The sequence below is a fragment of the Actinoplanes sp. SE50/110 genome, assembly GCF_900119315.1.
In the GTDB taxonomy this organism is placed as follows: Bacteria; Actinomycetota; Actinomycetes; order Mycobacteriales; family Micromonosporaceae; genus Actinoplanes.
Window position 1 is genome coordinate 4,217,760 of the sequence record NZ_LT827010.1, and the last position, 23,848, is coordinate 4,241,607.

Consider the following 23,848-nt stretch of genomic DNA (forward strand, 5'->3'; position numbering starts at 1 on the left):
GCACTCGCTCTGTCAGCCAGGAGAGTCCCCCTCCACCGAAGCATCGTGTTCAGGGATGGGTGATCCATCGATACGTCGCCGGCCGGAAAATGCCTTGTCGCGTGGACCACCGTCGATCGTCCGAGTGGCGGAATGGCGTCCGGTCGCCGCCGGGCGACAGTCCCGCATCGCATCGCATGGCGTCAGCGGTTCAGGAGGTTCGGGCCGGCTCGGGATGGAGAGCTCCGACGGCCGCGGCGCCCAGGAGCAGGCCCAGGGCGGTCGCGGACAGGATGCGTACGCCCGTGGTGTGCAGCAGGCCGGCGCCCGGCAGCAGCGGGGTGACCGTGAGCACCGGAAGTGCCACCGCGGCCGCCACGGACCAGAACAGCAGTGGACGCCGCTCCCGCACCGGCGGCGCGCCGTGCCAGCGGCGGATCAGGCGCCGCCGGCCGATCACCAGCAACAGCACCGTCATGGTGACCGCGCCGACCGCGTGGCCGGGGAGTTCCACCGCCGGCATCAGTTTCTCCAACCCGTCGAGGGCCAGGTGGCTGGCCGCGCCGATCAGGGCCGAAAGCACCGTGATCCACCAGGGATGCGCCGAGCTGCGCAAGGCGCCGTAGTCGCGCAACGCGAGCCGGTCGCCGCCGGGCAGATGGGCGGCGACCACCGGGACGGCGCGGCGCACCAGGAGACAGCCGAGCAGCGTGACCGGCAGACACCACAGCACCAGGCCGCGCACCTGGTGCGACAGCGGCCAGACCGGCAGGCCGCTGCCGTCCAGCGCATAGGCCACATCGGGTGCCGCCGAGCCCAGGGCCAACGCGACCCCGTCGAACCATCCGGGCCGCCACAACTTCAGCGGAAGGACAGCGGCGGGATGGGTGGGAAAGGTGATCGGCACCGCCCGGATCGTAGCCGTGCGGCCCAAAACTCTGTGTCAATCCACGGGTCGGTGGAACGGGGATCCACCAATGGATTCTCCTCCGGTGGATCCGCCCGGCCGATCGTTGCGCAGCCTGGCGGTATGCGAGCGAGACTGCTGATCCTCACCGTCCGAACGGCTACGTGGTCAGGACCGTCGCGGCGGAGTGCCGCGGCCACAGCGCTGAGGCCGAGCGTGACGCGGTTCGGACAGACCACCAGGAGCGGTTGACGTGCTGGCTCATGCCGCGGTCCGGGGGAGTCGGTAGAGGGCGAAGTCGGCGACCGGGACATATCCGATGCGCTGGTAGAGAGCGTTGCTGGTGGGGTTGGTGGCATCGGCGAACAGGACGACGTCGGTCGCGCCCGCGGTGAGCGCGGCTCTGCTGACCTCGACGGTCACCGCGCCGGCGTAGCCGCGGCCCCGGTAGTGGGCCGGCGTCCAGACGGGGTCGACCCGGACCATGCCGCAGACCATCGAGGTCCAACCCGCCATGGAGACGGCAGTGCCGTCCGGGGTCTCCCAGAAGGTGTAATGCTTGTCGCCGAAGCGGCTGGCGGCCCAGTCTCCGACATCGATCATCTGGATGGACCGGTCTTCGCCGACGGCGGCGCAGAACTCACGGCACCAGCGCACGACGTGCTCATGGTCGCGCGCGTCGGCGGTGCGCCCATGACCCTCGGCCGGCCGCCGTGGCGGGGTCAACCTGTCGAGACGGTAGAGCGGCGTCCGTGCCACCAGGAGCGGGTCAGCGCCGGTGTGCCGGTTCCAGGCTTCGGCGAAGGCGGTGGCGGTGTCATGCTCGGCGTGGACGGCGTTCAGGGAATCGCCGCGGGCGGCCAACTCGGCGGCAAGGGTGTCGGACTGCTCGCGGGAGACGCCGGTGAGGGTCAGAAGGCCGAAGGGGCGCAGCCGGTAGAAGAAGGCGCGGACCCCGCCTCCCGATTCCAGCCAGCCGAACACCGCGCCGGCCCGGTCGGCCGTACGCGTCCGGAAGGTTTCGATCCGCGTCAGCGGCATGGTGTGCAGCGCGGGGCGCGAACGCAGGAAGTCTCCGGCGTGGACGAGGAAGTGGTCGACGTCTTCGGTGAGGTGCCACCCGGCTGAGTGCATGCTTGATGATCGTCCCGTGGTCATATGCGGATCAGTGCCTCCTCGGCCTGACGGGCGATGGCGAGCGCGCCGGTCGACCCGGCGATCCTGCCCGCTTCCGCCGCCGCGGTCATGGCATCGTCCCGGCGCCCCTGGGCAGCGGCGATGTAGCTCAGTCCGACCAGGTTGGCCGCCACGCCGGGCAGAAAGTCCACCTCTCGTCGCAGCCGCGTCGACTCCTCCAGGTGCTCTCGCGCGGTATCCAACCGGCCGGCCCGATGCTCGGCGATGCCGAGATGCCGAAGTGCGTAAGACAGGCCCAGCCGGTCGCCGGCCTGCTCGGCGAGCTCGCGCGATCGATGAAGTGCCGGCATCGCGGCATCATCGTCGTCCCGGATGAACTGATGGAAGATCCCGATCCAGAGCAGTGCCTCAGCGGCACCGCGGCTGTCGTCCAAGGCCTCGTAGAGTTCTGCGGCGCGGGCGAAAAACGCCAGTTCCTGCGGATCTTCCTGACCGTCCCGGAGGAAGCGGCCGTGCGCGAGTCGTCCACGCGCCAGCGCAAGGTCAGCTTCGACACCGTCGAGTTCGCGCTCCGCGATCGGCAGTCCACTGCCGTCGCCGTCGAAAGCCATGCGTTCGTAGAGCTGCCGTGACCGCTCGATGCGACTGTCCATGCCCAGCCCCCGCTGTTGTGCCGATCGATGTGTCGTCGACCTTAACCACCATGCGGACTCCATGCCCGGGGAGGGAACAACCCGGCGGACCGTCCGCGGCAACCCGGTGACACCGGAACGGGGTCATCGTTGCCGGGAACCGTCCGGCGGGGGACTGGAGACAACTCAGTGACCGCAGTACTCGCAGCGTTGACCCGGCCGGCTCGGTTGATCCCCGCCGGTGACCTCTTCGACGGCGGTGACGAGCGGGCGGAGTTGCTGGACGGGGTCGCCGCCCACCTGGCGGAGACGTTCGCCGCGCGGATCGCCGCGGTGACGCTGGTGCTCAACGATGCCCGGGTGCGTTCACTGCTCGGTTAGAGCTTTCTGGCACCATCGGTCGGGTGCGATATGTTCCCGTCACACCGTCCGGTGCCCGCGCCGCCGTTCTCGAGCTCGGTGCCGGTGATCCGGTGCGCGTCTGGATCGGCGGGCTCGGGTCCGCCTCCACGGTGGTGTTCGCCCCGGTGACCGGCCATCCGGATCTGGCCGTCGCGGGTCGTCACCTGCTTGTCGACCTGATCGGCAGCGGGTGGAGCGATCACGACGACACGTTCGGCCACACCGTCGACGAGCACGCGGCGACCGTCGCCACGGTGCTCGACGCCGTCGGGGTGGCCGGGGTGACGCTGGTCGGGCATTCGCTGGGCGGGTCGATCGCGATCAGTCTGGCCGCGCAGCGCCCTGATCTGGTGAAGCATCTGATCGTCGCCGAGCCGAATCTGGATCCGGGGGTCGGCACGTTCTCGGCCACGATCGCCGCCTTCGACGAGGACACCTTCGCCGCCACCGGGCACGGCCGGATCGTGGCCGCGTTGCGGGCCGAGCCGGGCGCCGTCGACCAGGAGTTCGCCCGCACGGTGGCCCGCTGGTCGCCGCGGGGACTGCACCGGACGGCGGTGTCGCTGCTGGCCGGGCGGCCGGCGACGTTCCGCGAGCAGCTGGCCGCGTTCGACGGCCCGCGCCGCTTCATCGGCGGTGAGCTGTCCGGGGAGGATCTCGGGCCGCTGCGGGACGTGGGCTGTGAGGTGCTGGTGGTGCCGGGCGCCGGCCACGTGATGATGGCCGACAACCTGGCGGGTTTCGTCGCGGCCCTGCGATGACCATTTCTCCTCGACCCTGGTGGCCACCAACGCAGCTCGGAGTAATGGATCAAAATGACGGCCCGGTCGGGTCTCGCCGGCTTACTCGCTCCAGCGCTAGTTGCCAAGGATAGCCGTTGAAGCCATCACCTCCGGAGCCCGGAGCGTGAGGCTCGAACTTTCCTGGTCCGAAAAGGACATCCACGCCTTCTAGTCGGAGTTGTTCGACGCTTCGGCGGAATGGTGTGCGGGCAGCGAAGGCAGTATTGACGAAGGGTAGGACGACGACGGGGATGCCGAGTCCAGGCGCTTCCGCCAGCAGGCCGAGAGCGTAGGTGTCGGCGACTCCTTGGGCGAACTTGTTGATGGTGTTGAAGGTCGCCGGGGCAACGATGATTGCGTCTGCTCTCGGACTCTTCGGCTCGTCCGGTTTGCGGTATCGACTGCGCACCGGTCGGCCGGTCTGTTCCTCCAGTGCTGGCACGTCAATGAAATCGAGCGCCGACGGTGTGGCGATGATCTGGACGGTCCAGCCCTCGTCCTGGGCGAGCGTGACCAGCTTGCCCACTTCACCGGCCGGGCCGGCGGCGCAGACGATGATGTAGAGAACCTTGCTGTCGGTGCTCATGCGGCGATTCCGTAGGCGTCGGCGAACTCGCGGGCTTCGCGGCGGACGGTGATCGGCGCGGTAGCGACCAGGTCGCCGACGAGTTTGTGGATCCGCGGGCGGCCGGTGATCTCCTCGGGGGCAATCTGGCCGGCGGCCCGCATGGTGTGGAGAGCCTGTTCGTGCTTGCCCCATATGAGAAACGCGCGGGTGACATCGAGCAGGAGCACGGCCTTGCGTTCGTTGATGGGCAACGCGTCCAAGTCGATGCGCCGGGCGAAGTCGATGGCAGTGCCAGCGTCGCCAAATCGCAGCGCTGCGTTGACCCGGTGGCAGAGCACGTTGTCGGGACCGAACGCGGTCCACATGTGGTTGCCCTCGTGCCCGAGACGGCCGCCGGCCTGCTCTGCCTCATCGAGGAGTTCGATGGTGGTGTGGCGGTCGGCGTTGTGGGCTGCTGCGATCGCGCCGCGGAGCAAGAGGGATCCGTAGACGGACAGGTCATTGTCGGTCGGCTGGGTGAGCACCGCGTCCATGTGCTGGGCGGCGCTGCTGGCGTTGGTGGCTGCGGCGCGGTGGTGGCCGCCGTCCATGAGAGCGTGGGTGATGATCCGGGCGCTGGACCCGATCATCAGCGGGACTGCGGTTTGCTGCGCGGTCTGGACGCTGCGGTCCGCCGCCAGCCACGCAAGTCCCTTATCACCCTGCTTGAGCAGGATTGAGGCGGCGACGTGGTACGCCTCGGCCGACAGCGCCTGAGCCTTGCGCTGCTGAGCGCCGTCGGTGGCGGTCAACGCGGTGCGCAGGGACCGCAGGAGCGGCGGCAGCATCGTGAGCACTTCGCCGTACTTGCACGCCTGGTAGACGCGCTTGGCGGCGGCGACCGTCGCGGATAGGCGGGAGAGGTTGACCGGGCCGGCGGCCGGCGTCGGCAACTCGGTGAGGGCTGTGGCCAGGTCGTCGGTGCCGCTGGTTGTGGGTTGATCGGTCGGCTCGGTCTTCGCCAGGATGGCGCCGAAGAGGGCGGCCCCGGTGAGGCCGACGAACTCGCGACGTCGCACGGCGTTGTCCTCCTCCGGTCGCGGATCTCTCTCCACGCTACGCGTCGGGTTGACCGTGCCCGTTGCGTCGGAGTGGGAACCATCCCGGGCCGAGATGCTGCGCGGCGCCAGGCCGAGCGTCATGCGCGCGGTGTCCGGTAGCCGGAGCCCGTCGGCGATGCGTTCGTAGACCTCCAGCGTGGTGACCTGCTGGCTTCCCGCCATGATGCTGCTGACCTTGCCCTGGCTCATCCCGATCAGGCTGCCGATCGCGGTCTGCGACATCCCGGCGTGCTGGCGCACCAAGCGGAACACGTGAGCAATGTCGCGCGACTGCAACGCGGTGAGCATGTCGGGCCGGTTCCAGGTGGAGCCGGGAATTTCGGACTTCAACGGCACGTCCCTCCGCCAGGGCTTCGACGTCTCGTGATCCATCGTGGCCTGCCGATCGCCTATCCCGTCAAGGGATACCGCCGCGGAATGGGTTGAAAGGGTATTGCGGCCGACCCTTTTACGCATGACGAGCGATCAGATCAACGATCAGTTTGCCGGGTCGTGTCGTGGCTGCGAGGGCCGTGGTCGGCGGTTGGCCTCGCCGCGTCGGGCAGTGCGGGTCGACGAGAACACGGTTCGGCTTGTGCGCCGTGGCTGCCCTGACTATGCGACCACGGGTGTCGCGTCGCGGGTGTGGTGACCAGTGTCGGGCACGCTCGCTGCGTCGACGAGCGGGCGCATTCGTGGGAGGCGATGAAAAGTGGCTGACCTGTCCTTTGCTATAGACGACCCGCCGGCGCGTCCGCCGATGGAGTGCGGTGACGAGCTGATGTGGCACCTGTCCTTCCGACTGCTCGTCGATCACCGGCCGGATGCGGACGGCTTCTGCATTACCTGCATACCGAGTGAGTTCATCCCTTGCGTGGCGCGGCATCTGGCCGTCCGTGGACTCCTGGCGTCGTGCGGGGTGTCCGAACCGGGGCGGTTCGATGAGCGGCAAGCATGGCACCGCGTTCCGAGTGCGGAGCAGTGGCCGGCTTACCCCCGAGGCCATTCGAGAGGTGCGGTTCCGGAGGACTGCGGGGTTGCTCCAGGGCGTACGGGCCGACGATGTCCGCCAGTTCGTCAACCAGGTCTCGAAGGACATTGCTTCGCTGTATGAGGAGCTGGCCGCGGTGTACGCCGAGAACTACCGGATCAAGACCGCATTGCGTGACTGGCAGAGCGCGCAGGCAGTGCCGCCGTCGGCCCTTCACGATCAGGCCGACCGGTGACCAGGGCAGGCCTTCCGAACGGAGGACGGTGTGCATGAACGCCCGGCCTGAGTCCTCGAATGGGCCTTCGCCGCTCCGCCAGCCGAGGGCCGGCGACGTGGTCCGCCTGACCACGAAGGCGAGCGTGCAGTTCGCCGGCGCCTGCGCGATGGTCTTCCGGATCATCCGCGTTGATCCGCGGGAGACGTACGCCGGCTGGGTCTGGCTGATCGGGTACTCCATCGACGCGAGCGGCAGGGCAATCGAGCGTCGGGAGGTCTTCGTGCAGATCGCCGGGTTGGTCTACGTAACGACGCCTTGCGTGCCTCCGGCGGAGTGATGGGGTCGGATAGTTGTCCGGAGATGATGCGGTTCCGAACTCGATCGTCGTGCGCGCCGAGGTGGTCCGGCTCAAAGCCGAGCCGTTCGTCGAGGCGGCCCGGGTGATCGGCACCGGCAACACCCGCATCCTGCTCGTCCACCTGTTGCGCAACGCGACCCGCACGCTGCCGCTGATCGTCACCATCAACGCCGCCGAAGCCATCCTCACCCTCGCCGCGCTCGGCTTCCTCGGCTTCGGCATCGAACCGAACTCGGCCGCCGAATGGGGTTACGACCTCAACAAGGCGGTCTCCGACGTGACCGCCGGCATCTGGTGGAGGCCTGGTCGGCGAGAGCGGCTCCGGCAAGACCACGATCGGCCGGGCCATCGCCGGCCTCACCCCGATCACCGGCGGCAGCCTCACCGTCCTCGGCGCCCCCGTCCACCGGCGCCGGCGCTCCCCGGACCTCGGCTTCGTCTTCCAGGACCCGGCGACCAGCTTCAACCCGCTGCTCACCATCGGCGACTCGCTGGCCGAACCGTTGCGGGTGCACCGCCGGGACCTGGGCCGGCAGCAGACCGCCGCCCGGGTCGCCGAGCTCCTCGACCTGGTGGCCCTGCCCGCCGCGTACGCCCGCCGTTTCCCGCACGAGCTCAGCGGCGGCCAGCGCCAGCGGGCCAGCCTCGCCCGTGCCCTCGCGCTGCGGCCGAAACTGCTGATCGCCGACGAGCCGACCTCCGCGCTGGACGTGTCGGTGCAGGCCACCATCCTGGAGCTGATTCTGCGCCTGCACCGGGAACTCGGCTTCGCGGCGTTGTTCATCAGCCACGACCTGGCCGTGGTGGAGGCGGTGGCGAGCCGGGTCGCGGTGCTGCACCGCGGCCGGGTGGTCGAGGTCGGACCGACCGCGGACGTCCTGCACCACCCCACCGATCCGTACACGCGACGCCTGCTCGCGGCGGTCCCGGTCGCCGACCCGGCCCGCCAGGCCGCCCGCCGCCGGGTGCCACTCTGAGTAGGGTGCGGGGGTGCCGCAGCTCTACCACGTCAGCGACCGGGGCCCGTTCACCACGATGCGTCCGCGGCCCTCGCCGCCCGGCACCCCGCACGAGGGGCAGGAACTGGTCTGGGCGGTCGACGAGGAGCACCTGCCGCACTACCTGCTGCCCCGGCAGTGCCCGCGGGTGTGCTGGGCGGTGGGCGGGCCGCGGCGGGACCTGCTGTGCTCGCCGGCCGCCCGGGTGGTCGCCGTCGAGCACGGGTGGGCGTCACGCCTGCTCGCCGCCGGGCTGAACGTGCACCTGCTCGACCCGGCGGGGTTCACGCTGCTCGACGCCACCGCCGGCTACTGGGTGTCCGCGGAGCCCGCCCGGGTGACCGCGGTGCGCCGGGTCGACGACTGTTTCACCGCGCTGGCCGCCCACGACGTGGAGCTGCGGCTGACCCCGTCGCTGTGGCCGTACGTCGACGCGGTGGTGCAGGCCGGGGGAGAGTTCAGCGCCATCCGGATGCGCAACGCCGCGCGGTGATCGGTACTTCCGCCGGGCGGCGGCGCTGACCCGGGGATGGTTCCAGCAGACCTTCATGCCGCTGCGCGACGGCACGGCGTCGTGATCGGCATCGTCGCGGCGGTCACCGACCGCACCGAACAGGCCCTGGCCTCGCGGCGGCTCGCCACCCTGACCGAACTCGCCGCCATCGCGGCCGATCGGGGCCGGCGCGAGGCGTTGGACACGGCGCTGGTCCGGCTGGCGGGTCCGAAAATGTGACCTTCGCGTCCCGACGGCACCCTCGGGTGGACCCGGTCCCGGGCCGTCCCGCTGCTCGACGGGGAACAGATCGTCGAATGGGTGGGCGCCGCCACGGACGTCTCCGCCGCACACATCCCGCCGGAGGGCTGACCCGTCAGCGGAACATGCGGTCCGGCAGCCGGCCCACGATCCAGCCGAAGAGCAGCGCGAGGCCGAGGCCGGCCAGGATCGCCACCCACGAGCCGGCGCCGGCGACCGCCACGATGCCGCCGATGAGGACGCCCAGCAGTCGCATGTCCCGGAGGTGGCCGGCGCGCCGCTGAGCCAACGTCTCCCGCTCACGCAGCCGCCCCGAGGCCCGCACCACCTGCCGCCGCCGCTGACGATATGCCGCCGGGCCGGGCGCCAGCGTCGCCAGCTCGGCGTTCGCCTTCGCCACCGCGGCGCGGAGATCCCCGATCGCGTCGCCTGATCCGGCGCTCTCCACGACCCTCTGCCTCTCCTGGAAAGTACGTTCTCGACCCATCGTAGGGTCAATCGACGGCTGCGGGCGATGATTCGCGCCGTCCACTGTGCAGCCGACGGTGACCTTCGCACCGCGTACGGCCGACGCCCGGTCCTCGGCGCTGAGCTTGTCGTCCATCCTCCGGCCCCGCCCCCGCGGTCGCCGAGAGCCAGCCTGCTGCGCCATCCCGGGATGACTGCCGCGAGTGCCGGCCGCGGGCGGTGACCCGGATCGAGCGTGCGTGCTCTGCGGCAGATCTGGACACCCGTCAAGGCCGCCGGCTGCCGCTCAGCCCGCTTCCAGCGCCGTGGCGCGGCATTCCAGGCCTGCGGCGATGTCATCCCAGTCCGGCCCATGCACCCAGAGGCTCTGTGCAGCCTCGCGCATCAAGGCGGGGTCGTCCGGGCGTTGCAGAAGCAAGAGCCGATAGGCCAGGTTGCGCACCCATACCGGGAGAAGTCCGTCAACGATATTCGGACACAGCTCATGCAACATCGCCGCGATCGCCTCCGCGTCGGCGAAGGTCAACCTCTCGATGAAGTATCGATCGTCGCGATCCTCAGAGCACTGCGCGATGACGGCGGGTCGGTATTCATCACCGTAGCGGCACCGAGCGTGTTCGGTGAGGTTGGAATGCATGCCATGGACCCTAAAACGGTAGTTGCTCCGAGTCCGGCGGCGGGGCCGTCGCGCGCAACCGAGGGAGGTATCCGCTTACCGGCTACTGTTCGTTCATAGGACCTGGGACCGGCTGCACCCGCGGGGCTGACCCGCCGCGGCCTAGGTAGATCATGACCCGGCGCTGCCGCGGTCTGTAGGGCTTGGACCGCCGCAAGCTCGAGCTGAACACTGGCATGGGCTCGACCCCGGCTCCCCATCGGGAACCGGGGTCGAGAGCACCTGGCGTCAGGACAGCGGAGCGTAGTCCGTGTAGCCCTTCGCGCCGCCGGCGTAGAAGGTGGCCTGGTCGGGCTCGTTGAGCTCAGCTCCCAGCGTCCAGCGCTGGACCAGGTCGGGGTTGGCCAGGAAGGGCCGGCCCACGGTGACCGCGTCGGCGACGCCGTCGGCGACCAGCCGCTCGAGGCCATCGCGGTCTGACTCCACGCCGAAACCTGTGTTCAGGACGAACGTCGCCGGCCAGATCGCGTGCAGTTTGCCGACGATCGGGTCGTCCGGGGTGGCCAGCACGTGCAGGTAGGCCAGACCCAGCTCGGCGAGCTGGCTGGTCAGCACTTCGTAGACCGTGAGGTCATCCTCGTGGATGTCGTTGAACGGGTGCGCAGGGGAGATCCGTATCCCGACCCGGTCCGCGCCGATCGCGGCGCTGACCGCCTTCGCGACCTCGACGACGAAGCGGGCACGGTTCTGCGGTGAGCCGCCGAAGGAGTCCGAGCGCCGGTTCACGCCGTCGGCGAGGAACTGGTGCAGCAGGTATCCGTTCGCGGCGTGCAGTTCCACCCCGTCCAGGCCGGCGGCCACCGCGCGGCGAGCGGCGTCGGCGAACTCCGCGATCACCGCGGGCAACTCGTCGGTCGCCAGGGCGCGCGGTTCGGAGAACGGCTGCAGACCCTCTGCCGTGAAGATCTCGCCCGCGGCCCGGACGGCCGACGGCGCGACCGGCGTCTGCCCGCCGATGGTGCTGCTGTGCGAGATCCGACCGACGTGCATGAGCTGCACCACGACCCGGCCGCCGGCGGCGTGCACGGATTCGGCGATGCGCCGCCAGCCGTCCTGCTGGGCGTCGCTGTGCAGGCCCGGGGTGTTCGGGTAACCCTGACCAACCGCCGCGGGCTGCGTGCCCTCGGTGATGATCACGCCAGCGCCCGCACGCTGACCGTAATACTCGGCCTGCAGCTCGTTCGGGGTGCCGTCCGGGTTCGCCCGGTTACGGGTCAGCGGGGCCATCCAAATGCGGTTTGACGCCTGCAACGCACCGGCTGTCACCGGTTGCAGAAGCGCACTGTCAGGTCCTAGAGGAGACGTCGTCATGCCGGGGTCAGCGCCCGACGCGATCGGAAGCTTCCTGACGGTGGGGATGATCACCCCTGCGGAAGCCGTCGCAAAGGAGTTCGTGCACAGCTGTACATTTCAGATCCCCTGCTGGCCCACGCGCACGCACGCCTGCGCGGCGCAGATCGAGCGCCACGTCAGGAGGCTGCCGTCCGCGCGCGCCGGGCACGGACTGTGCCCGTCACGAGCTGTAGCCGGAGCGCGGTTGCCGGAGATCGGCCGGAACGGCGTGAAGTAGCCGGGCGGTGCAATGGTGGATCGGTGCGTTCCGCGTTCGTACTTGTGCACAGCCTGCTGTTGGGTCCTCTGACATGGGCCCCGGTGGCAGCCAAGCTGGCGTCCTCGGGCGCATCGGCGGTAGTGCCGTCGTTGGTCGACGTCACCGATGCGGACGATCCGCCGTTCTGGCCACGCGTCGTCGACAGGGTCCACAATGCTGTCGCCCGGTTGCCGCCGAATCAACCGGTGTTCGTGGTCGCACACAGCAACGCCGGTCTGTTCGTTCCGGCAATCGTGCACGCGGCTCCGCGCCCGGTCGCCGGCTGCCTGTTCGTCGAGGCCAGACTGCCCTCTCGAACCGGGCCGACGCCGACCGCGTCGCCCGAGCGGCTGACCCACCTGCGTACCCAGGTGACCGAGGGTCGGCTGCCACAGTGGACAGCCTGGTGGGACGAGGAGGACGTCGCGGCGCTGTTTCCCGATCCGCAGACCAGATTGACGATCTCGGCCGAACAGCCACGGCTGCCACTGAGCTACTACGAGCAGCAGATTCCCGTACCCGACGGCTGGGATCGCCGGCCATGCGGGTATCTGCTCTTCGGGTCGCCGTATGACCAGATGGCGCAGGACGCCCGCGAACGTGGCTGGGATGTCGCCCAGGTCGCGGGACACCATCTCCACCAACTCGTCGATCCGGACGCGGTGGCCGCCGGCATCGTCGCCATGACCGACAGATGGCGCTTGTCGGCCAGCTGAGCCAACACGCGCCGACCACACGCGTCGGGCAGCGCGACGGTCACTGTCCTTGTCCACGAGCTGGTGTTCGTGCGCACTTCCGCCGCAGAGCGTGCGGTCGCCCCCGGCTTTGACCGATCCGTTTCTACGCCTACTCGGGTGTGAAGCACGGGCCGACGGCCACGTTGGATTTCTCAGGGTCAACTCAGGGTCGTTCGCCGGATACGCCGGTCCGCCTCACGGACGAGCATCGATCCATGGTGCAAAACAACACCGCCGGTGCCGCGCGTCGTCGGGATATAGGCGCCATGGGCTTATCGGTGACCGTGGCTGGCACTTCAGGGATGATCCTGGGCGATTGGACTTCTTCTCCCTGGTGGATCTCCCCGATGGCCAACGGCGTGATGATTTTCATGGCGCTCTACCCGCTGAGATATCTCAAAACGAAGGTCGACCGGCTCGGCAAGGCCGACTTGGTTTACCTTCTCACGACTAGCGTGATCTCGATCGCGGTGACTGCCGCGGTGGTAGTCACGCTGCAGAACGGAATAACCACTTACCTGCTCGCGGGAGTGGCGAGCCTCGCAGTATGGATGTCGACCGCATGGTGGGTGGGACGGAGCCGCACCGACGCGCCGGGCACTCGCGAGCGATGACCACCCAACAGCCGGCCTGGTGACGTATCTTCGCCGAGTGCACTGATTTGCCGCAGTCCGCGCGTACCGATCATCGACCGCAGGTCACGCGCCGCCGCTGACATCCGACTTTGCCGATGTGCGGGTGTGCCTGCGGGCGGAAGTTACACAGCGGCGCATGCGTTTGTGACTGTCTGGGTCCACACCTCAGGGTGGGTAAACCAGAAGTCATGCGGCACCCCAGGCACGGTGGAGAACTGCCCCCGTGGAACCAGCTCCGCAAGCTGCGCCAGGGACCACGCCGGGCGGATGTCGTTGCCGGCCGCGATGAAATGCATCGGCACGCTGCAGTCGGCCAGTGCCCGCCATAGGCTCGGTCGATGAATCCATTCGGTGAACGACTCGCCGAGAGCTGCGTGCACTTCGGGCACCCAGTCGATGTCGACAAAGGGCTCCGTGGCCTTGCTGGCCTCATACGCCTCAGACCATGTGCGGTCACGCTGCGGACCCCTCCCGGCGATGCCGACCAATGCAGCAACCGCCTCCGGATGTTCGACCGCGTAGCGCATACCCAGATCAGAACCCCACGAATGGCCTACCACAGTCCACGCGCTGACACCGACCGCCTCACGAATTCCTTCGAGATCAGCGATTGCTTCTTCCATGGTGTGCGGGCTGCCGCCCGAGCGGCCAACGCCGCGCGGCTCGGGGTACCAGGCGCGATGGCCCAGCGGCGAGATTTCATCCCGCTCCAGGTACTGCACACAACCTGGACCGCCGGTTAGGACGACAACATCAGGCCCGTGACCCGTTACACCAACGTGCAACGCGGTAGTCCCTACCTGAATCATCCGCGACTCCATGTGCGCGAACGCTACCAACACCGGCCGTCCCCCCCTTGCCGCTGTCCGCGCTCGGGCCAGCGTGCCGTCACGGCCAGTGGCCGACGCCGACGGACCGACGTCCTGTCGTGCCGACGACCGGGCACCCCGGTCTTGACTCGACTCCTACTCATAAACCAGTGCCGCCCGGAACATAGCGGCTACCGTCGACCAATCTGGGCTGTCAGGAACCGGCTCCTTCAGAACGTTCGAGAAGAAGCCGTCCATGGACTTCGTCCAGCGGCCCGCGGCGTCGATGAAGGCATCTGTGGTGGGATTCTCGGTCGGAAGATCGCCTTCGCGAAGCCGGGCTGCCAAGCTCATCAAGTAGCGAGCCAGATCCTCGCGACTCTCAACGGCGGCTATCTCAGGATCCTGCCAGTTCACGACGCGCACCTTACTCGAGTGCGTTCTGGTCAGTGTCCGGATCTACCGCGTCCGGGAGAGCCACCGCTATTTCGCGTTCGACGCCCTACGCATCGCGTTGCCCGTCACCGACTTACTCAAGTAGCCGCGATCCGGTCGTTACGCGAAGTAATTGCAGTGGGGGCGCGCTCGCTTCTCGCCGAATTGCGGATGCACTCGATGTCGCGTTACTGCGATCATGTCCTAGTCATGCGTCCACCTGAGCCAGCGCCCCTTCAGCCCGGCGTTCGAGGCACCAGATAATCACCGGATACGACAGTGTCATCATCGCCGGCAGACCAGCGGGCGACAGCGTCCGCGCCATGCTCGATGACGTGCACGCCCACTGGCCCGACATGCTGGTCCGACTAGGAAAAGCCGGAACGTTCTGACCCTGGCACCTCGTGGGGCCGGAGTTCCGACCGATACCGGAGAGCTGTACGTCGCCCGCGATACGGCGATGGAGCAAGACTGGGACGAGGCGGGCTACTCACTCAGGGCGGATGGCGAAGGCCCGTTCGCAGTCCTATACCAGCCGTCGCCGCAGCCTACAATCGCAATCCGCGTCAACGAGCACCCGTACGAGCATCGGGGCTACGGCTTCCAACCGCACACGGCAACCTTGATCACGGCTGGCCTGTCGCTCGTCACGATCGTTACTCCCGACGAGAAAAGCCTGTTCAGCAAGAATCTCCATGGCCTACTCAGCAAGGCGCTCATCGGAAACACCCAGCACTGAGAACCGGACGCCACGCCGCTCGCCACGCCATCCGCTCATAGCCGCAGAGCACGCGCGCTGGACACCCATCACTGCCCCTGCGCGGCGCGGCAGCTGACACGCACCATGACATCTGTCATCGGTCGCCGGTGATCCGTGCACCGGAACCGGTGAGGATCGGCACTACTTCGGCGCCTGCCGGGCGCAAAGACTCATGGCCATGAGGAGAACGCTCGCCGCGGTCCTGGCCATCGCCGCCGCCATGCTCACCGCCGTACCCGCCCAGGCCGCGCCGGTCCGGCGACTGGTCCTGCCCGCCGCCACCGGGCACGACCGGATCGGCACCGTCGCGCTGCACCTGGTCGACCGGTCGCGCCCCGACCCCTGGGTGCCCGCCACGCCGGCCCGCGAAATCATGGTCCAGATCTGGTACCCGGCGGCCGGCGTCCACGGGTACCCGCGCGCCGACTGGGTCTCGCCGGGCGTCGGGGCGCGCCTCAACCCGCCCGGCTCCGGGGTACTCCTGCCGGTCACCCACGCGTACGCCGGCGCACCGGTCGAAGGCCGCCACCACCCCGTCGTGCTGTACTCGCCGGGCTTCGGCCTGGAACGCACCTTCAGCACCGCCCTCGTCGAGGAGCTGGTGAGCCACGGGTACGTCGTCGTCACGATCGACCACACCCACGACGCCCAGTTCGTGGAATTCCCCGGCGGGCGGATCGAGACCCAGTCCCTTCCGGCGCCCACCGACGACCCCGCCGGCGACGATGAACGCGTCATCGCCACGGCCCTGGCGGCCCGGGTGGCCGACACGCGGTTCACCCTCGACCAGCTGACCACGATCGCCCGCGGGGGCGACCCGGACGCCGAGCACCGGACGCTGCCCTGCGGGCTCGCCGGGGCCTTCGATCTTTCCCGGGTCGGGATGTTCGGCCACTCGCTGGGCGGCGCGTCCGCGGCCGAGACCATGTACGAGGATCCGCGCGTGACGGCCGGCGTCAACCTGGACGGCTCGGTTTCCGGACCGGTCGTCTCCGCCGGTCTGGACCGCCCGTTCCTGCAGGTCGGCTCGGACGGCCACGGCGGCGACGCGGACGAGACGTGGGACGCGCTGTGGGCGCATCTGCGCGGCCCGCGCCGCGAGTTGGAGCTGGCCGACTCGGGGCACATGTCGTTCACCGATCTGCAGGTGCTGCTTCCCCAGGCGGGCGCCGCGCCCGGCACCCTCGAACCGGCGTTCGGCACCATCGACGGCGAGCGAGCGGTCACCGTCGAGCGCGCCTACCTCCTGGCCTTCTTCGACCGGTACCTGCGCCACCAGCGCCGCGGGCTGCTCGACGCGCCGTCGCCGGCCTACCCCGAGATGCGGTTCGTCCGATGACGGCCGCCGCCATCGAGGTACGCGGGTTGAGCCGCCGCTACGGCGGGCCCGGCGGATTCGAGGCCGTCCGGGACGTGTCGTTCTCGGTCCAGCGGGGCGAGCTGTTCGCCCTGCTCGGCACGAACGGCGCCGGCAAGACGTCGACGCTGGAGGTGGTCGAGGGGCAGACCCGGCCGAACGCCGGCACCGTCCGCGTGCTGGGCCACGACCCCCACGCCGCGCGGGCCGCGGTGCGCCCGCGCATGGGCGTGATGCTGCAGGAGGGCGGCTTCCCGGCCGACCTCACGGTCGTCGAGACGGCCCGGATGTGGGCCGGCACGCTCGCCGTGCCACGCCCGGTGAGTGAGGCGCTCGCGCTGGTCGGCCTGGATCACCGCACGGCCGTACGCACGAAGCAGCTCTCCGGCGGCGAACGCCGCCGCCTCGACCTGGCCCTGGCGCTCCTCGGCCGGCCCGAACTGCTGGTCCTCGACGAACCCACCACCGGCCTGGACCCGGAGAGCCGCCACGCCACCTGGCAGTTGATCCGCGGCCTCCTCGCCGAGGGCGTCACGATCCTGCTGACCACCCACTACCTGGGGGAGGCGCAGGGGCTGGCCGACCGGCTCGCCATCATGCACCGCGGTCAGGTGGTGACGACCGGGTCGGTGGCGGACGTGGTCGCCGCGTACCCGGCGCGGGTCAGCTTCGGCCTGCCCGCCGGCATTCCCGTCGACGCGCTGCCGGAGCTGCCCGGCGCGCACCGGCCGGAGTCCGGCGCCGGCGGGCAGGTCACCGTCCACACCGCCGCACTCCAGGCGACGCTGACGGCGTTGCTGTGCTGGGCCGACCAGCGCGGCGTCGTCCTCGCCGGGCTCGACGCCAGATCGGCGTCGCTGGAGGAGGCGTTCCTGTCGATCGCCGCCGGGAGGCAGCCATGACCCACCTGACCGGCACGATGAGACGGATCCGCGCGATCGGCCGGGCCGAGCTGACGCTGCTCCTGCGGGACGGGATGGCCCTGTGCAACGCGGTGGTGCCGCCGCTGGCGATCGTCGGCCTGGCCGCGGCGGCGAAGGCCGACCCGGGCGGGTTGCCGGGCAACGCGTTCCGGGTCACCGGCCTTCTCGGGCTCGTCCTGGTGGGCGCCGTGTACTTCACTCTGGTCGGGACGTACGTGGCCCGGCGCGAGCGGCTCGTGCTCAAGCGGCTGCGGGTCGGCGAGATCACCGACGTGGAGATCCTCACCGGTACCGCGAGCCCCGCGATCGTCCTGGCCCTCGCGCAGATCGTCGTGTTCACGGTGGCGGGCGCGGTGTTCCTGGGACTGCCCGTGCCGGTCAACGCCCCCGTGCTGGTGCTCGGGGCACTCGGCGGGGCCGGGGTGTTCGTGCTGCTCGCGGCGGCGTCGGCGGCGTTCACCCGGACTGTCGAGCTGGCCCAGGTGACCACCATGCCGCTGGTGCTCGCCTGTCTGCTCGGCTCGGGTCTGATGATGCCGCTGGACGACCTGCCCGGCTGGGTCGGCGAGGTCGTGCGGTTCCTGCCGCTGACACCGGCGGTCGAGCTCATGCGCCTGGGCTGGCTGGGCACGACGGGCGCAGGTGCGCCGGTGGGCTTCGTCGCCGTCTTCGCCGCGGCCGCCGGGCCGGTCGCTATCCTCGCGGCGTGGGCGGCGCTGGGCGCGGTCGCGGTGCGGCGCCGGTTCCGCTGGGAACCCCGGCGGTGACGGTGGGAGGCGGGGCATGACGGTGGCTGCATGGTGGCGTTCACGCGGCAGGGCGGCCCGCCTCGACCTGTATCTGCGCGGCACCCTCTACGCCACCTTCGCCGCGGCCGTACCGCTCGCGGCCGGCAGCGTTCCCGGGCGTGCCGCCTTGTGGGTGGCGGCGGCTGTGGCGACGGTGCACACCGTCCTGTCCGTCCTGCTGGTCCGCGCCGGCGTGGATCACTACCTCGGTAACCGGCCCTTCCCGGCCCGCCTGGTCGCGGCCGGCGGCGCGCTGACCGCGGCGGGGGTGGCGGCGGCCGTCCTGGTGTATCCGGACGCGGCGCCGGGGCAGCCGGACGGCCCGGCCAACGCGGTGCTGCTCATCCTCGTCGTGTCGTACGTGGCCGCGCTGTCGACGGCGGTCCGTCCGGTCGTGGCGCTCGCCGTGGGCGGGCTGGGCAGTCTGGCGTTGTACGCCCTCGCGGCCGGCCAGGGCGCCGCCCGGCCGGGGGCCCCGGCCCTCGCCATGGTGATCGTCACCGGGTTCGTGGTCGCCTCCTTCCGCGTCACGGTGTGGATGCTGGGCGCGCTCTGGGAGCTCGACCGCTCGCGCGAGGTGCAGGCGAAACTCGCCGTGGCCGAGGAGCGGCTGCGCTTCGCCCGGGACCTGCACGACGTGGTCGGGCGCACCCTCTCGGTCGTCGCGGTCAAGGCCGAGCTGGCCGCGCAGCTCGCCAAGCGTGGACGCGACGAGGCGGTCGACGAGATGCTGGAGGTACGCCGCATCGCGCAGGAGTCCCTCGCCGAGTTGCGCGCGGTGGTGGGCGGCTACCGGACGGCGGACCTCGACGCCGAACTGGCCGGCGCCCGGTCGCTGCTCACCTCGGCCGGCATCGCATGCCGGGTGATCGGCGACGGTGGTGGGCTGTCCGCAGCGGTGCAGGGCACCCTCGGCTGGGCGGTCCGCGAGGGTGCGACCAACGTGCTGCGGCACAGCGAGGCGCGGCACTGCACCGTCGCGCTGCGCCTGTCGACCGACGGCACGGTGACGCTCACGGTCGACAACGACGGAGCCGCGGCGGGCGACGCCCGGGTCCGCTTCGGCAGCGGGCTGATCGGGCTCGCCGAACGGATCGCCGGGATGGGCGGTACCCTCACCGCCGAGCGCGAGCCACCCGAGGGCTTCCGGCTCACCGCGCAGCTGCCGATGGCGGCGGAGGAGGCCACCGCGTGACGCCGATCCGGATCCTGCTCGCCGACGACGAGCACCTCATCCGCGGCGCGCTCGCGGCGCTGCTCGGGCTGGAGGACGACCTTACCGTCGTGGCCCAGGCCGCGACCGGTGCCGAGGCGTTGTCGATGGCCCGCGCCCTGCGCCCCGACGTGGCCGTGCTCGACCTGCAGCTGCCCGACCTCGACGGGGTGGCGGTCGCGCGGGCACTGCACGACGAGCTGCCGGGGTGCCACACGATGATCGTCACGAGCCACGGTCTGCCCGGGCATCTCAAGCGCGCCCTCGCCGCCGGGGTGCGCGGGTTCCTGCCCAAGACCGTCTCCGCGGAGACCCTGGCGGGCGTGGTGCGTACCGTGCACGGCGGCGGCCGCTACGTCGACCCGCAGCTGGCTGCCGAGGCGATCAGCGCGGGCGACAACCCGCTGACCCCGCGCGAGGCCGACGTGCTGGAGCTGGCCGCCGACGGGGCGGCGGTCGAGGAGATCGCCCGGCGGGCGGCACTGTCACCCGGCACCGTCCGCAACTACCTGTCGGCCGCGGTCGGCAAGACCGGCGCCGCCAACCGGCACGAGGCGGTCCGGATCGCCCGCGGGCACGGCTGGATCTGAGAATGGCCGGTCCGCCTGTCAGACCGGGCGGTCCGACAAGGGCGCCGGCCGGGGAGGTCGGCGCGCTGTGCGGTGCGACGACGACCCCGGCCGGTCCGTGCTGCTCAGAACGAATACATGCCGCTGACCAGGGCCTGCCAGGTCATCGGGCCGACGATGCCGTCCACCGTCAGGGTCGGTACATCGGCGTGGACCGCGGTCTGGAACGCCCGGACGGCGGCCTCTGTCCGCGGGCCGAAGATGCCGTCGACCGCGAGGCCGTTGCCCGGGATGCCGGACAGGTTCCGATACTGGAACTCCTCCTGGACGCCGCGGACCGCGTCCCCCTCGGAGCCGCGCCGCACCTCGACGATCAGCGCGCTCCAGGTGTGCGGGCCGACGATGCCGTCGGCGGACAGTCCGTTCGCCCGCTGGAAGGTGAGCACCGCGGTCTCGGTCTCCGGGCCGAAGATGCCGTCGACCGCGATCGTCTGCCCGCGGGCCCGCAGCAGGTACTGCAGGGTCGGTACCGGGTGTTCCTTGGCGCCCTTCTCGATCTCGGGCCACGGGAGCAGCGTGCCTGCCATGTCGTGACCTCCTCTCGTCGACTTCAGCACAGGCGTCCGCGCTGCCGTCCGCCAGAGCCGTTGGTGCCGAATTTCGTGCCATTCATCGGCGCTGATCACTCGTTGCGGGCCGCGGCGGGTCCGGTCATCCGCCGCAGCAGCGGCATGGTCGACGAGATCAGTGCGATCGAGGCGAGCAACCCCAGAGACACGATGGCGTAGTACGCCGTGCCGGGCGCGTGCAGGTCGTACTGCATCTGCGAGCGCAGGAACAGGTGTGCGGCCGTGAAGCCGGCACCGATCGCGACGATCGAGACGGCCAGCAGCGGCACCGCCGTCTCCAGCGCGATCACGCGGCGCAGTTCGGCGAGCCGCACCCCGGTCAGCCGCAGCATCGCGAACGGACGCTGCCGTTCGGTGAGGCCGCCGGTGACGCTGACCGCGAGGCTGCACCCGGCGATCACCAGACTCGCGATGATCACGACGTCGGCCAGCCGCTCGAACTGGGAGAGCTGGCGGGTGAAGTCGCCGCGGAAGTCGGCCTCGGTGCCGGCCCCCCGCCCGTCCGGGAACGCGTTGTCGAGCGTCGTCCGGGCGCGCTCGATGGCGGCCGGGCTGCCGTCGGTCGGGATGAGCGCGGACAGCACGTTGAGTGCGCCGAGCTGCGCCGTGGTCTGCCGGGCGGCCGGCCAGGTCGAGCCGGCCGCGGTGTGCGGCAGCCAGGTCGAGGTGCTCAGGTCGGTGAAGACCTCGGCCACCTCGGCCCCGGCCGGGCAGGTGCCGCTGCCCGGGATGTTCGCCAGGTCGGCGCAGGCGATCAGCCCGGGCAGATGATCGTTGTCCGGCCTCGCGTCCGGGTTGGCCCGGACCCGTTGAGCCCGTACGTGTACCTGAGTCGGCGGCAGGCCCTCCCGGTCCGCCCCCAGCTCCATCCAGACCACGTCGTGGCCGCGCGCGCCGACCGGGCCGCCGCCGCGCTCGGCGACGATCGCGGTGATCACCCCGGTGGCGGTGGTGGTCACGAACAGGGCCAGCATCAGCCCGCTGACCGCGCGGAACCCGGCCCGCGGGTCGTCGGCGAGCCGCCGCCCGGCGATCAGCGTGGCCGGCCGCCGGGCGCGGCGGGCCAGCAGCCGGGAGCCGGCCATGGTCAGCCACGGCCCGGCGATCATCAGGCCGATCAGCACCCCGAAGATGCCGCTCAGATAGCCGATCGTCTGGCCCTGTGTGGTGTTCGGGCGGTGGTTGACCAGATAGCCGAGCTCGGCCAGGGCCAGCAGGGCCGGGATGATCCGCCAGGCGCGCGGCGGTTTCGGGGTGACCCGGCGGGTGACGCCGAGCGGGGAGATCCGGACCCGGCGCAGCGCGATCCGGGCGGCGAGTGCGGCGGCCAGCGGGACGCCGACCAGCACCGCGAGCACGTCGGTGACCGACAGCGACAGGTCGCCGGGGAAGAACGGCTCACCGGTGAACGGGATCTGCGCCAGGCCGGCGCGGGCCGCGAAGAACACCCCGAAGCCGGCGATCGCGCCGGTCACCGCGGCCACCGTGGACTCCAGCACGGCGAACTGGGTGATCTGCCGCGGCGTGGCCCCGATCAGGCGCATCGCGGCGAACCGCTGCTCGCGGCGCGCGGCGGACAGGCGGGTCGCCGTACCGATGAAAATCAACAACGGGAACAGCAGAGCGGCCGTGACCACGGACAGGGTCAGCACGATGCCCCGTTCGCCGAGGCCCACGACGCAACCGTCGCACTTGTCCGGTGCGATCGTCACCATCCGGGAGATCTCGGTCGCCCCCGTGATGCGACCGACCTCCTCCCGGGTGCCGCCGACGACCGCGATCAGCGAGTCGGGGGAGGGCAGCGCCGCGTCGCCGAGGACCCCGACCTGCCGCCCCGCGAACCGGTCGCGCAGCTCATCGGCGGGATGGTCGCGGAGCAGCCGGTCCAGGGCGGGGGAGACGTCATACTCCCCGGGGCCGGGCAGCGCGGCCAGTCCCGGCGGGGTGGGACCGTGCGGGCCGGAGACCGCCACGTCGATCCGGGCGAGCGGATGCCCGTGGAAGTAGTCCTCGCGCAGCGCCCACATGGCCGGGTCGGGCGCTTGCGGGCCGGTCGCGACGCTGGTCACGCCGCTGTTCAACCAGGGGTAGCGCATGTTCTGCGCGTGCACCGCGTTGATCCCGGCGATCGTGGCGAGCAGCATGCCGACACCCATCGCGACCGCCGCGGCCAGCACGACGAGCCGGGTGATCGCCTCGCGGCCGCCGGCCACCGCCAGTCGGAGTCCGAGACTGATCACGAGACGGGCACCTCCGACGGCGAGGTGACCTTGCCGTCGCGGACCATGACGAGCCGGTCGGCGTACGCGGCGACCCGCGCCTCGTGGGTCACCAGGACCACCGTGGTCCCCTGCTCCCGAGCCGAGGTGACCATCAGCTCCATCACCTGCTCGCCGGTGAGCGAGTCGAGCGCCCCGGTCGGCTCGTCGGCGAACAGCACCCGCGGCCGTGCGACCAGGCCCCGGGCCAGGGCCACCCGCTGCGCCTGCCCACCGGAGAGCTCGCCGGAGCGCCGGCCCTGCAGCCCCTCGATGCCGAGCCGGCCGAACCACTCCCGGGCCTGCCGGATCGCCGGATCCCGCTTGACGCCACCGAGCAGCAGGGGCAGCGCGACATTCTCGACGGCGGACAGCTCGGGCACCAGCTGACCGAACTGGAACACGAACCCGAACCGGTCGCGCCGCAACTCGCTGCGGGCCGCCTCGGTCAGCCCGTTGAGACGTACCCCCTCGAAATCGATCTCCCCGGCGTCGGGCACCAGAATCCCGGCCAGGCAGTGCAGCAGCGTCGACTTGCCGGAACCGCTCGGCCCCATGATCGCCACGATCTCGCCCTCGGCCACCGCCAGATTCGCGCCGCGCAACGCCGGCGTCGCGCCGAACGACAACGCGACGCCGGTCGCGGTCAGCGCGGCGGTCACGGTTTGCCCGCCTTGATCTGCGTACGCAGGGCATCGAGCCGCGCCGACGTCGTGTCGATCCAGCGCAGGTCGGCCTCCAGGTGGAACAGGCCGTGGTCGGCCAGCATCGTCTCCACCAGGTCGCCGGAGCGCTTCACCGCGGTCAGTTCCCGCATCCGCACCAGGTGCGCCTGGCGCTGCGCGTCCAGATAGGCCTCGGCCGGCCGGTCCAGCATCAGCGCGAGGACCACCTTGGTGAACAGGATGCTCTGCAGGTGCGGCTCCGGGGTCACCGGGTCGGACAGCCAGGAGTTGACCTCGGTGGCGCCCTGCTCAGTGATCACATAGCGCTTGCGCTCGGGCCCGTCACCGGGTGCCACCTCGTCCATCACCACCTTGCCGTCCCGGGTGAGGCGGCTCAGCGTCGCGTAGACCTGCCCGAACGGCAGGGACTTGCCGACGCCGAAAAACGTGTCGTAGTCGCGTTTGAGGTCGTAGCCGTGGCTCGGGGCCCGTTCGAGCAGCCCGAGCAGGGTCAAGGGAACACTCATGCGC

The 23,848-nt window shown here is 70.6% G+C and carries 29 protein-coding genes and 1 pseudogene; 16 read left to right on the top strand and 14 right to left on the bottom strand.

Features of this window, described 5'->3' with window-relative positions:
- Positions 1 to 190: 190 nt before the first annotated feature.
- The 3 genes from ACSP50_RS18450 to ACSP50_RS18460 all read right to left on the bottom strand — a co-directional run bounded on the left by ACSP50_RS18450 (position 191) and on the right by ACSP50_RS18460 (position 2,676).
- Positions 191 to 886 (bottom strand): DUF4184 family protein, encoded by a 696-nt coding sequence (locus ACSP50_RS18450; protein ID WP_014690761.1) that lies wholly within the window; start codon positions 884 to 886, stop codon positions 191 to 193.
- Between the two features lie 261 nt (positions 887 to 1,147).
- Complete coding sequence (locus ACSP50_RS18455; RefSeq protein ID WP_014690762.1) at positions 1,148 to 2,020, bottom strand: GNAT family N-acetyltransferase; 873 nt, start codon at positions 2,018 to 2,020, stop codon at positions 1,148 to 1,150.
- Positions 2,021 to 2,040: 20 nt separating this feature from the next.
- A complete protein-coding gene (locus ACSP50_RS18460; RefSeq protein WP_014690763.1) occupies positions 2,041 to 2,676 on the bottom strand; it encodes a tetratricopeptide repeat protein in 636 nt (211 codons plus the stop codon).
- Positions 2,677 to 2,844: 168 nt separating this feature from the next.
- Between ACSP50_RS18460 and ACSP50_RS41995 the strand changes: the two genes are divergently transcribed.
- Both ACSP50_RS41995 and ACSP50_RS18465 read left to right on the top strand, forming a co-directional pair.
- Positions 2,845 to 3,036, top strand: coding sequence for a hypothetical protein (locus ACSP50_RS41995; protein ID WP_014690764.1), 192 nt, complete (start codon positions 2,845 to 2,847; stop codon positions 3,034 to 3,036).
- 23 nt (positions 3,037 to 3,059) lie between these two features.
- Entirely contained in the window at positions 3,060 to 3,818 is a 759-nt protein-coding gene (locus tag ACSP50_RS18465) for an alpha/beta fold hydrolase (RefSeq protein ID WP_014690765.1), read from the top strand.
- A gap of 49 nt (positions 3,819 to 3,867) precedes the next feature.
- On the opposite strand, the gene ACSP50_RS18470 is transcribed toward ACSP50_RS18465, so the two are convergent.
- Together ACSP50_RS18470 and ACSP50_RS18475 are read right to left on the bottom strand one after the other, a co-directional pair.
- Positions 3,868 to 4,425, bottom strand: coding sequence for a flavoprotein (locus tag ACSP50_RS18470; protein ID WP_014690766.1), 558 nt, complete (start codon positions 4,423 to 4,425; stop codon positions 3,868 to 3,870).
- Positions 4,422 to 5,963: a helix-turn-helix transcriptional regulator gene (locus ACSP50_RS18475; protein ID WP_197688156.1), complete on the bottom strand. Its 1,542-nt coding sequence runs from the start codon at positions 5,961 to 5,963 to the stop codon at positions 4,422 to 4,424. The genes ACSP50_RS18470 and ACSP50_RS18475 overlap by 4 nt, the downstream gene beginning before the upstream one ends.
- Before the next feature lie 560 nt (positions 5,964 to 6,523).
- Here ACSP50_RS18475 and ACSP50_RS18480 point away from each other — a divergent pair.
- The 6 genes and pseudogenes from ACSP50_RS18480 to ACSP50_RS42000 all read left to right on the top strand — a co-directional run bounded on the left by ACSP50_RS18480 (position 6,524) and on the right by ACSP50_RS42000 (position 8,783).
- The gene (locus tag ACSP50_RS18480) at positions 6,524 to 6,712 is read left to right on the top strand and encodes a hypothetical protein (protein WP_155123542.1); all 189 of its coding nucleotides are present in this window, start codon (positions 6,524 to 6,526) and stop codon (positions 6,710 to 6,712) included.
- A gap of 34 nt (positions 6,713 to 6,746) precedes the next feature.
- Entirely contained in the window at positions 6,747 to 7,031 is a 285-nt protein-coding gene (locus ACSP50_RS18485) for a hypothetical protein (RefSeq protein WP_014690769.1), read from the top strand.
- Positions 7,032 to 7,092: 61 nt separating this feature from the next.
- Positions 7,093 to 7,254: pseudogene (locus ACSP50_RS45075) on the top strand (ABC transporter permease); the annotation flags it as partial.
- 145 nt (positions 7,255 to 7,399) lie between these two features.
- Positions 7,400 to 8,029 (top strand): ABC transporter ATP-binding protein, encoded by a 630-nt coding sequence (locus tag ACSP50_RS18495; protein WP_231957041.1) that lies wholly within the window; start codon positions 7,400 to 7,402, stop codon positions 8,027 to 8,029.
- A gap of 13 nt (positions 8,030 to 8,042) precedes the next feature.
- Positions 8,043 to 8,543 (top strand): DUF6886 family protein, encoded by a 501-nt coding sequence (locus ACSP50_RS18500; RefSeq protein ID WP_014690771.1) that lies wholly within the window; start codon positions 8,043 to 8,045, stop codon positions 8,541 to 8,543.
- Between the two features lie 81 nt (positions 8,544 to 8,624).
- Positions 8,625 to 8,783 (top strand): hypothetical protein, encoded by a 159-nt coding sequence (locus ACSP50_RS42000; RefSeq protein ID WP_014690772.1) that lies wholly within the window; start codon positions 8,625 to 8,627, stop codon positions 8,781 to 8,783.
- 136 nt (positions 8,784 to 8,919) lie between these two features.
- Here the strand turns inward: ACSP50_RS42000 and ACSP50_RS18505 are convergent, their stop codons facing one another.
- The 3 genes from ACSP50_RS18505 to ACSP50_RS18515 form a co-directional block, all read right to left on the bottom strand.
- Positions 8,920 to 9,252, bottom strand: coding sequence for a hypothetical protein (locus tag ACSP50_RS18505; RefSeq protein ID WP_043511666.1), 333 nt, complete (start codon positions 9,250 to 9,252; stop codon positions 8,920 to 8,922).
- Between the two features lie 306 nt (positions 9,253 to 9,558).
- A complete protein-coding gene (locus ACSP50_RS44025; RefSeq protein WP_014690774.1) occupies positions 9,559 to 9,909 on the bottom strand; it encodes a hypothetical protein in 351 nt (116 codons plus the stop codon).
- A 267-nt stretch (positions 9,910 to 10,176) separates the two neighbouring features.
- Positions 10,177 to 11,175, bottom strand: coding sequence for an alkene reductase (locus ACSP50_RS18515; RefSeq protein WP_014690775.1), 999 nt, complete (start codon positions 11,173 to 11,175; stop codon positions 10,177 to 10,179).
- A gap of 366 nt (positions 11,176 to 11,541) precedes the next feature.
- Between ACSP50_RS18515 and ACSP50_RS18520 the strand changes: the two genes are divergently transcribed.
- Both ACSP50_RS18520 and ACSP50_RS18525 read left to right on the top strand, forming a co-directional pair.
- Positions 11,542 to 12,255 carry an alpha/beta hydrolase gene (locus ACSP50_RS18520; protein WP_014690777.1) on the top strand — a complete coding sequence of 238 codons (714 nt, stop codon included), beginning with the start codon at positions 11,542 to 11,544 and terminating at the stop codon, positions 12,253 to 12,255.
- A 236-nt stretch (positions 12,256 to 12,491) separates the two neighbouring features.
- On the top strand, positions 12,492 to 12,890 hold the full coding sequence (locus tag ACSP50_RS18525) for a hypothetical protein (RefSeq protein WP_155123543.1): 399 nt from the start codon (positions 12,492 to 12,494) through the stop codon (positions 12,888 to 12,890).
- A 143-nt stretch (positions 12,891 to 13,033) separates the two neighbouring features.
- On the opposite strand, the gene ACSP50_RS18530 is transcribed toward ACSP50_RS18525, so the two are convergent.
- Positions 13,034 to 13,633 (bottom strand): alpha/beta fold hydrolase, encoded by a 600-nt coding sequence (locus ACSP50_RS18530; RefSeq protein WP_197688157.1) that lies wholly within the window; start codon positions 13,631 to 13,633, stop codon positions 13,034 to 13,036.
- Between the two features lie 243 nt (positions 13,634 to 13,876).
- Positions 13,877 to 14,137 (bottom strand): hypothetical protein, encoded by a 261-nt coding sequence (locus ACSP50_RS18535; protein ID WP_043514634.1) that lies wholly within the window; start codon positions 14,135 to 14,137, stop codon positions 13,877 to 13,879.
- Positions 14,138 to 14,615: 478 nt separating this feature from the next.
- Here ACSP50_RS18535 and ACSP50_RS18540 point away from each other — a divergent pair, with 478 nt between their 5' ends.
- The 6 genes from ACSP50_RS18540 (at position 14,616) to ACSP50_RS18565 (ending at position 19,786) form a co-directional block, all read left to right on the top strand.
- A complete protein-coding gene (locus ACSP50_RS18540) occupies positions 14,616 to 14,894 on the top strand; it encodes a hypothetical protein (protein WP_014690780.1) in 279 nt (92 codons plus the stop codon).
- A 199-nt stretch (positions 14,895 to 15,093) separates the two neighbouring features.
- Positions 15,094 to 16,254, top strand: a complete 1,161-nt coding sequence (locus ACSP50_RS18545) for a hydrolase (protein ID WP_231956968.1) — start codon at positions 15,094 to 15,096, stop codon at positions 16,252 to 16,254.
- Positions 16,251 to 17,174 carry an ABC transporter ATP-binding protein gene (locus tag ACSP50_RS18550; RefSeq protein ID WP_014690782.1) on the top strand — a complete coding sequence of 308 codons (924 nt, stop codon included), beginning with the start codon at positions 16,251 to 16,253 and terminating at the stop codon, positions 17,172 to 17,174. The genes ACSP50_RS18545 and ACSP50_RS18550 overlap by 4 nt, the downstream gene beginning before the upstream one ends.
- Positions 17,171 to 17,962, top strand: coding sequence for an ABC transporter permease (locus ACSP50_RS18555; RefSeq protein WP_014690783.1), 792 nt, complete (start codon positions 17,171 to 17,173; stop codon positions 17,960 to 17,962). Before ACSP50_RS18550 ends, ACSP50_RS18555 begins: the two co-directional genes overlap by 4 nt.
- Positions 17,963 to 17,978: 16 nt before the next feature.
- Positions 17,979 to 19,178: a sensor histidine kinase gene (locus ACSP50_RS18560; RefSeq protein ID WP_014690784.1), complete on the top strand. Its 1,200-nt coding sequence runs from the start codon at positions 17,979 to 17,981 to the stop codon at positions 19,176 to 19,178.
- Positions 19,175 to 19,786 carry a response regulator transcription factor gene (locus tag ACSP50_RS18565; protein ID WP_014690785.1) on the top strand — a complete coding sequence of 204 codons (612 nt, stop codon included), beginning with the start codon at positions 19,175 to 19,177 and terminating at the stop codon, positions 19,784 to 19,786. Before ACSP50_RS18560 ends, ACSP50_RS18565 begins: the two co-directional genes overlap by 4 nt.
- A 104-nt stretch (positions 19,787 to 19,890) precedes the next feature.
- Here the strand turns inward: ACSP50_RS18565 and ACSP50_RS18570 are convergent, their stop codons facing one another.
- From ACSP50_RS18570 to ACSP50_RS18585, 4 genes are all read right to left on the bottom strand, one after another.
- Positions 19,891 to 20,352 (bottom strand): peptidoglycan-binding protein, encoded by a 462-nt coding sequence (locus ACSP50_RS18570; protein WP_014690786.1) that lies wholly within the window; start codon positions 20,350 to 20,352, stop codon positions 19,891 to 19,893.
- Positions 20,353 to 20,447: 95 nt separating this feature from the next.
- Entirely contained in the window at positions 20,448 to 22,634 is a 2,187-nt protein-coding gene (locus ACSP50_RS18575) for an FtsX-like permease family protein (protein ID WP_014690787.1), read from the bottom strand.
- The gene (locus ACSP50_RS18580; protein WP_014690788.1) at positions 22,631 to 23,314 is read right to left on the bottom strand and encodes an ABC transporter ATP-binding protein; all 684 of its coding nucleotides are present in this window, start codon (positions 23,312 to 23,314) and stop codon (positions 22,631 to 22,633) included. Before ACSP50_RS18580 ends, ACSP50_RS18575 begins: the two co-directional genes overlap by 4 nt.
- A complete protein-coding gene (locus ACSP50_RS18585) occupies positions 23,311 to 23,844 on the bottom strand; it encodes a PadR family transcriptional regulator (RefSeq protein ID WP_014690789.1) in 534 nt (177 codons plus the stop codon). Before ACSP50_RS18585 ends, ACSP50_RS18580 begins: the two co-directional genes overlap by 4 nt.
- Positions 23,845 to 23,848: the final 4 nt, after the last annotated feature.

Bases quoted from the DNA above. Each gene is read 5' to 3' on its own strand.
- ACSP50_RS18455 (WP_014690762.1), bottom strand. From the start codon at position 2,020: ATGCACTCAGCCGGGTGGCACCTCACCGAAGACGTCGACCACTTCCTC.
- ACSP50_RS18460 (WP_014690763.1), bottom strand. From the start codon at position 2,676: ATGGACAGTCGCATCGAGCGGTCACGGCAGCTCTACGAACGCATGGCT.
- ACSP50_RS18470 (WP_014690766.1), bottom strand. From the start codon at position 4,425: ATGAGCACCGACAGCAAGGTTCTCTACATCATCGTCTGCGCCGCCGGC.
- ACSP50_RS18475 (WP_197688156.1), bottom strand. From the start codon at position 5,963: ATGCGTAAAAGGGTCGGCCGCAATACCCTTTCAACCCATTCCGCGGCG.
- ACSP50_RS18485 (WP_014690769.1), top strand. From the start codon at position 6,747: ATGAACGCCCGGCCTGAGTCCTCGAATGGGCCTTCGCCGCTCCGCCAG.
- ACSP50_RS44025 (WP_014690774.1), bottom strand. From the start codon at position 9,909: ATGCATTCCAACCTCACCGAACACGCTCGGTGCCGCTACGGTGATGAA.
- ACSP50_RS18515 (WP_014690775.1), bottom strand. From the start codon at position 11,175: ATGGCCCCGCTGACCCGTAACCGGGCGAACCCGGACGGCACCCCGAAC.
- ACSP50_RS18525 (WP_155123543.1), top strand. From the start codon at position 12,492: ATGGTGCAAAACAACACCGCCGGTGCCGCGCGTCGTCGGGATATAGGC.
- ACSP50_RS18540 (WP_014690780.1), top strand. From the start codon at position 14,616: ATGGAGCAAGACTGGGACGAGGCGGGCTACTCACTCAGGGCGGATGGC.
- ACSP50_RS18545 (WP_231956968.1), top strand. From the start codon at position 15,094: ATGAGGAGAACGCTCGCCGCGGTCCTGGCCATCGCCGCCGCCATGCTC.
- ACSP50_RS18550 (WP_014690782.1), top strand. From the start codon at position 16,251: ATGACGGCCGCCGCCATCGAGGTACGCGGGTTGAGCCGCCGCTACGGC.
- ACSP50_RS18555 (WP_014690783.1), top strand. From the start codon at position 17,171: ATGACCCACCTGACCGGCACGATGAGACGGATCCGCGCGATCGGCCGG.
- ACSP50_RS18560 (WP_014690784.1), top strand. From the start codon at position 17,979: ATGACGGTGGCTGCATGGTGGCGTTCACGCGGCAGGGCGGCCCGCCTC.
- ACSP50_RS18570 (WP_014690786.1), bottom strand. From the start codon at position 20,352: ATGGCAGGCACGCTGCTCCCGTGGCCCGAGATCGAGAAGGGCGCCAAG.
- ACSP50_RS18585 (WP_014690789.1), bottom strand. From the start codon at position 23,844: ATGAGTGTTCCCTTGACCCTGCTCGGGCTGCTCGAACGGGCCCCGAGC.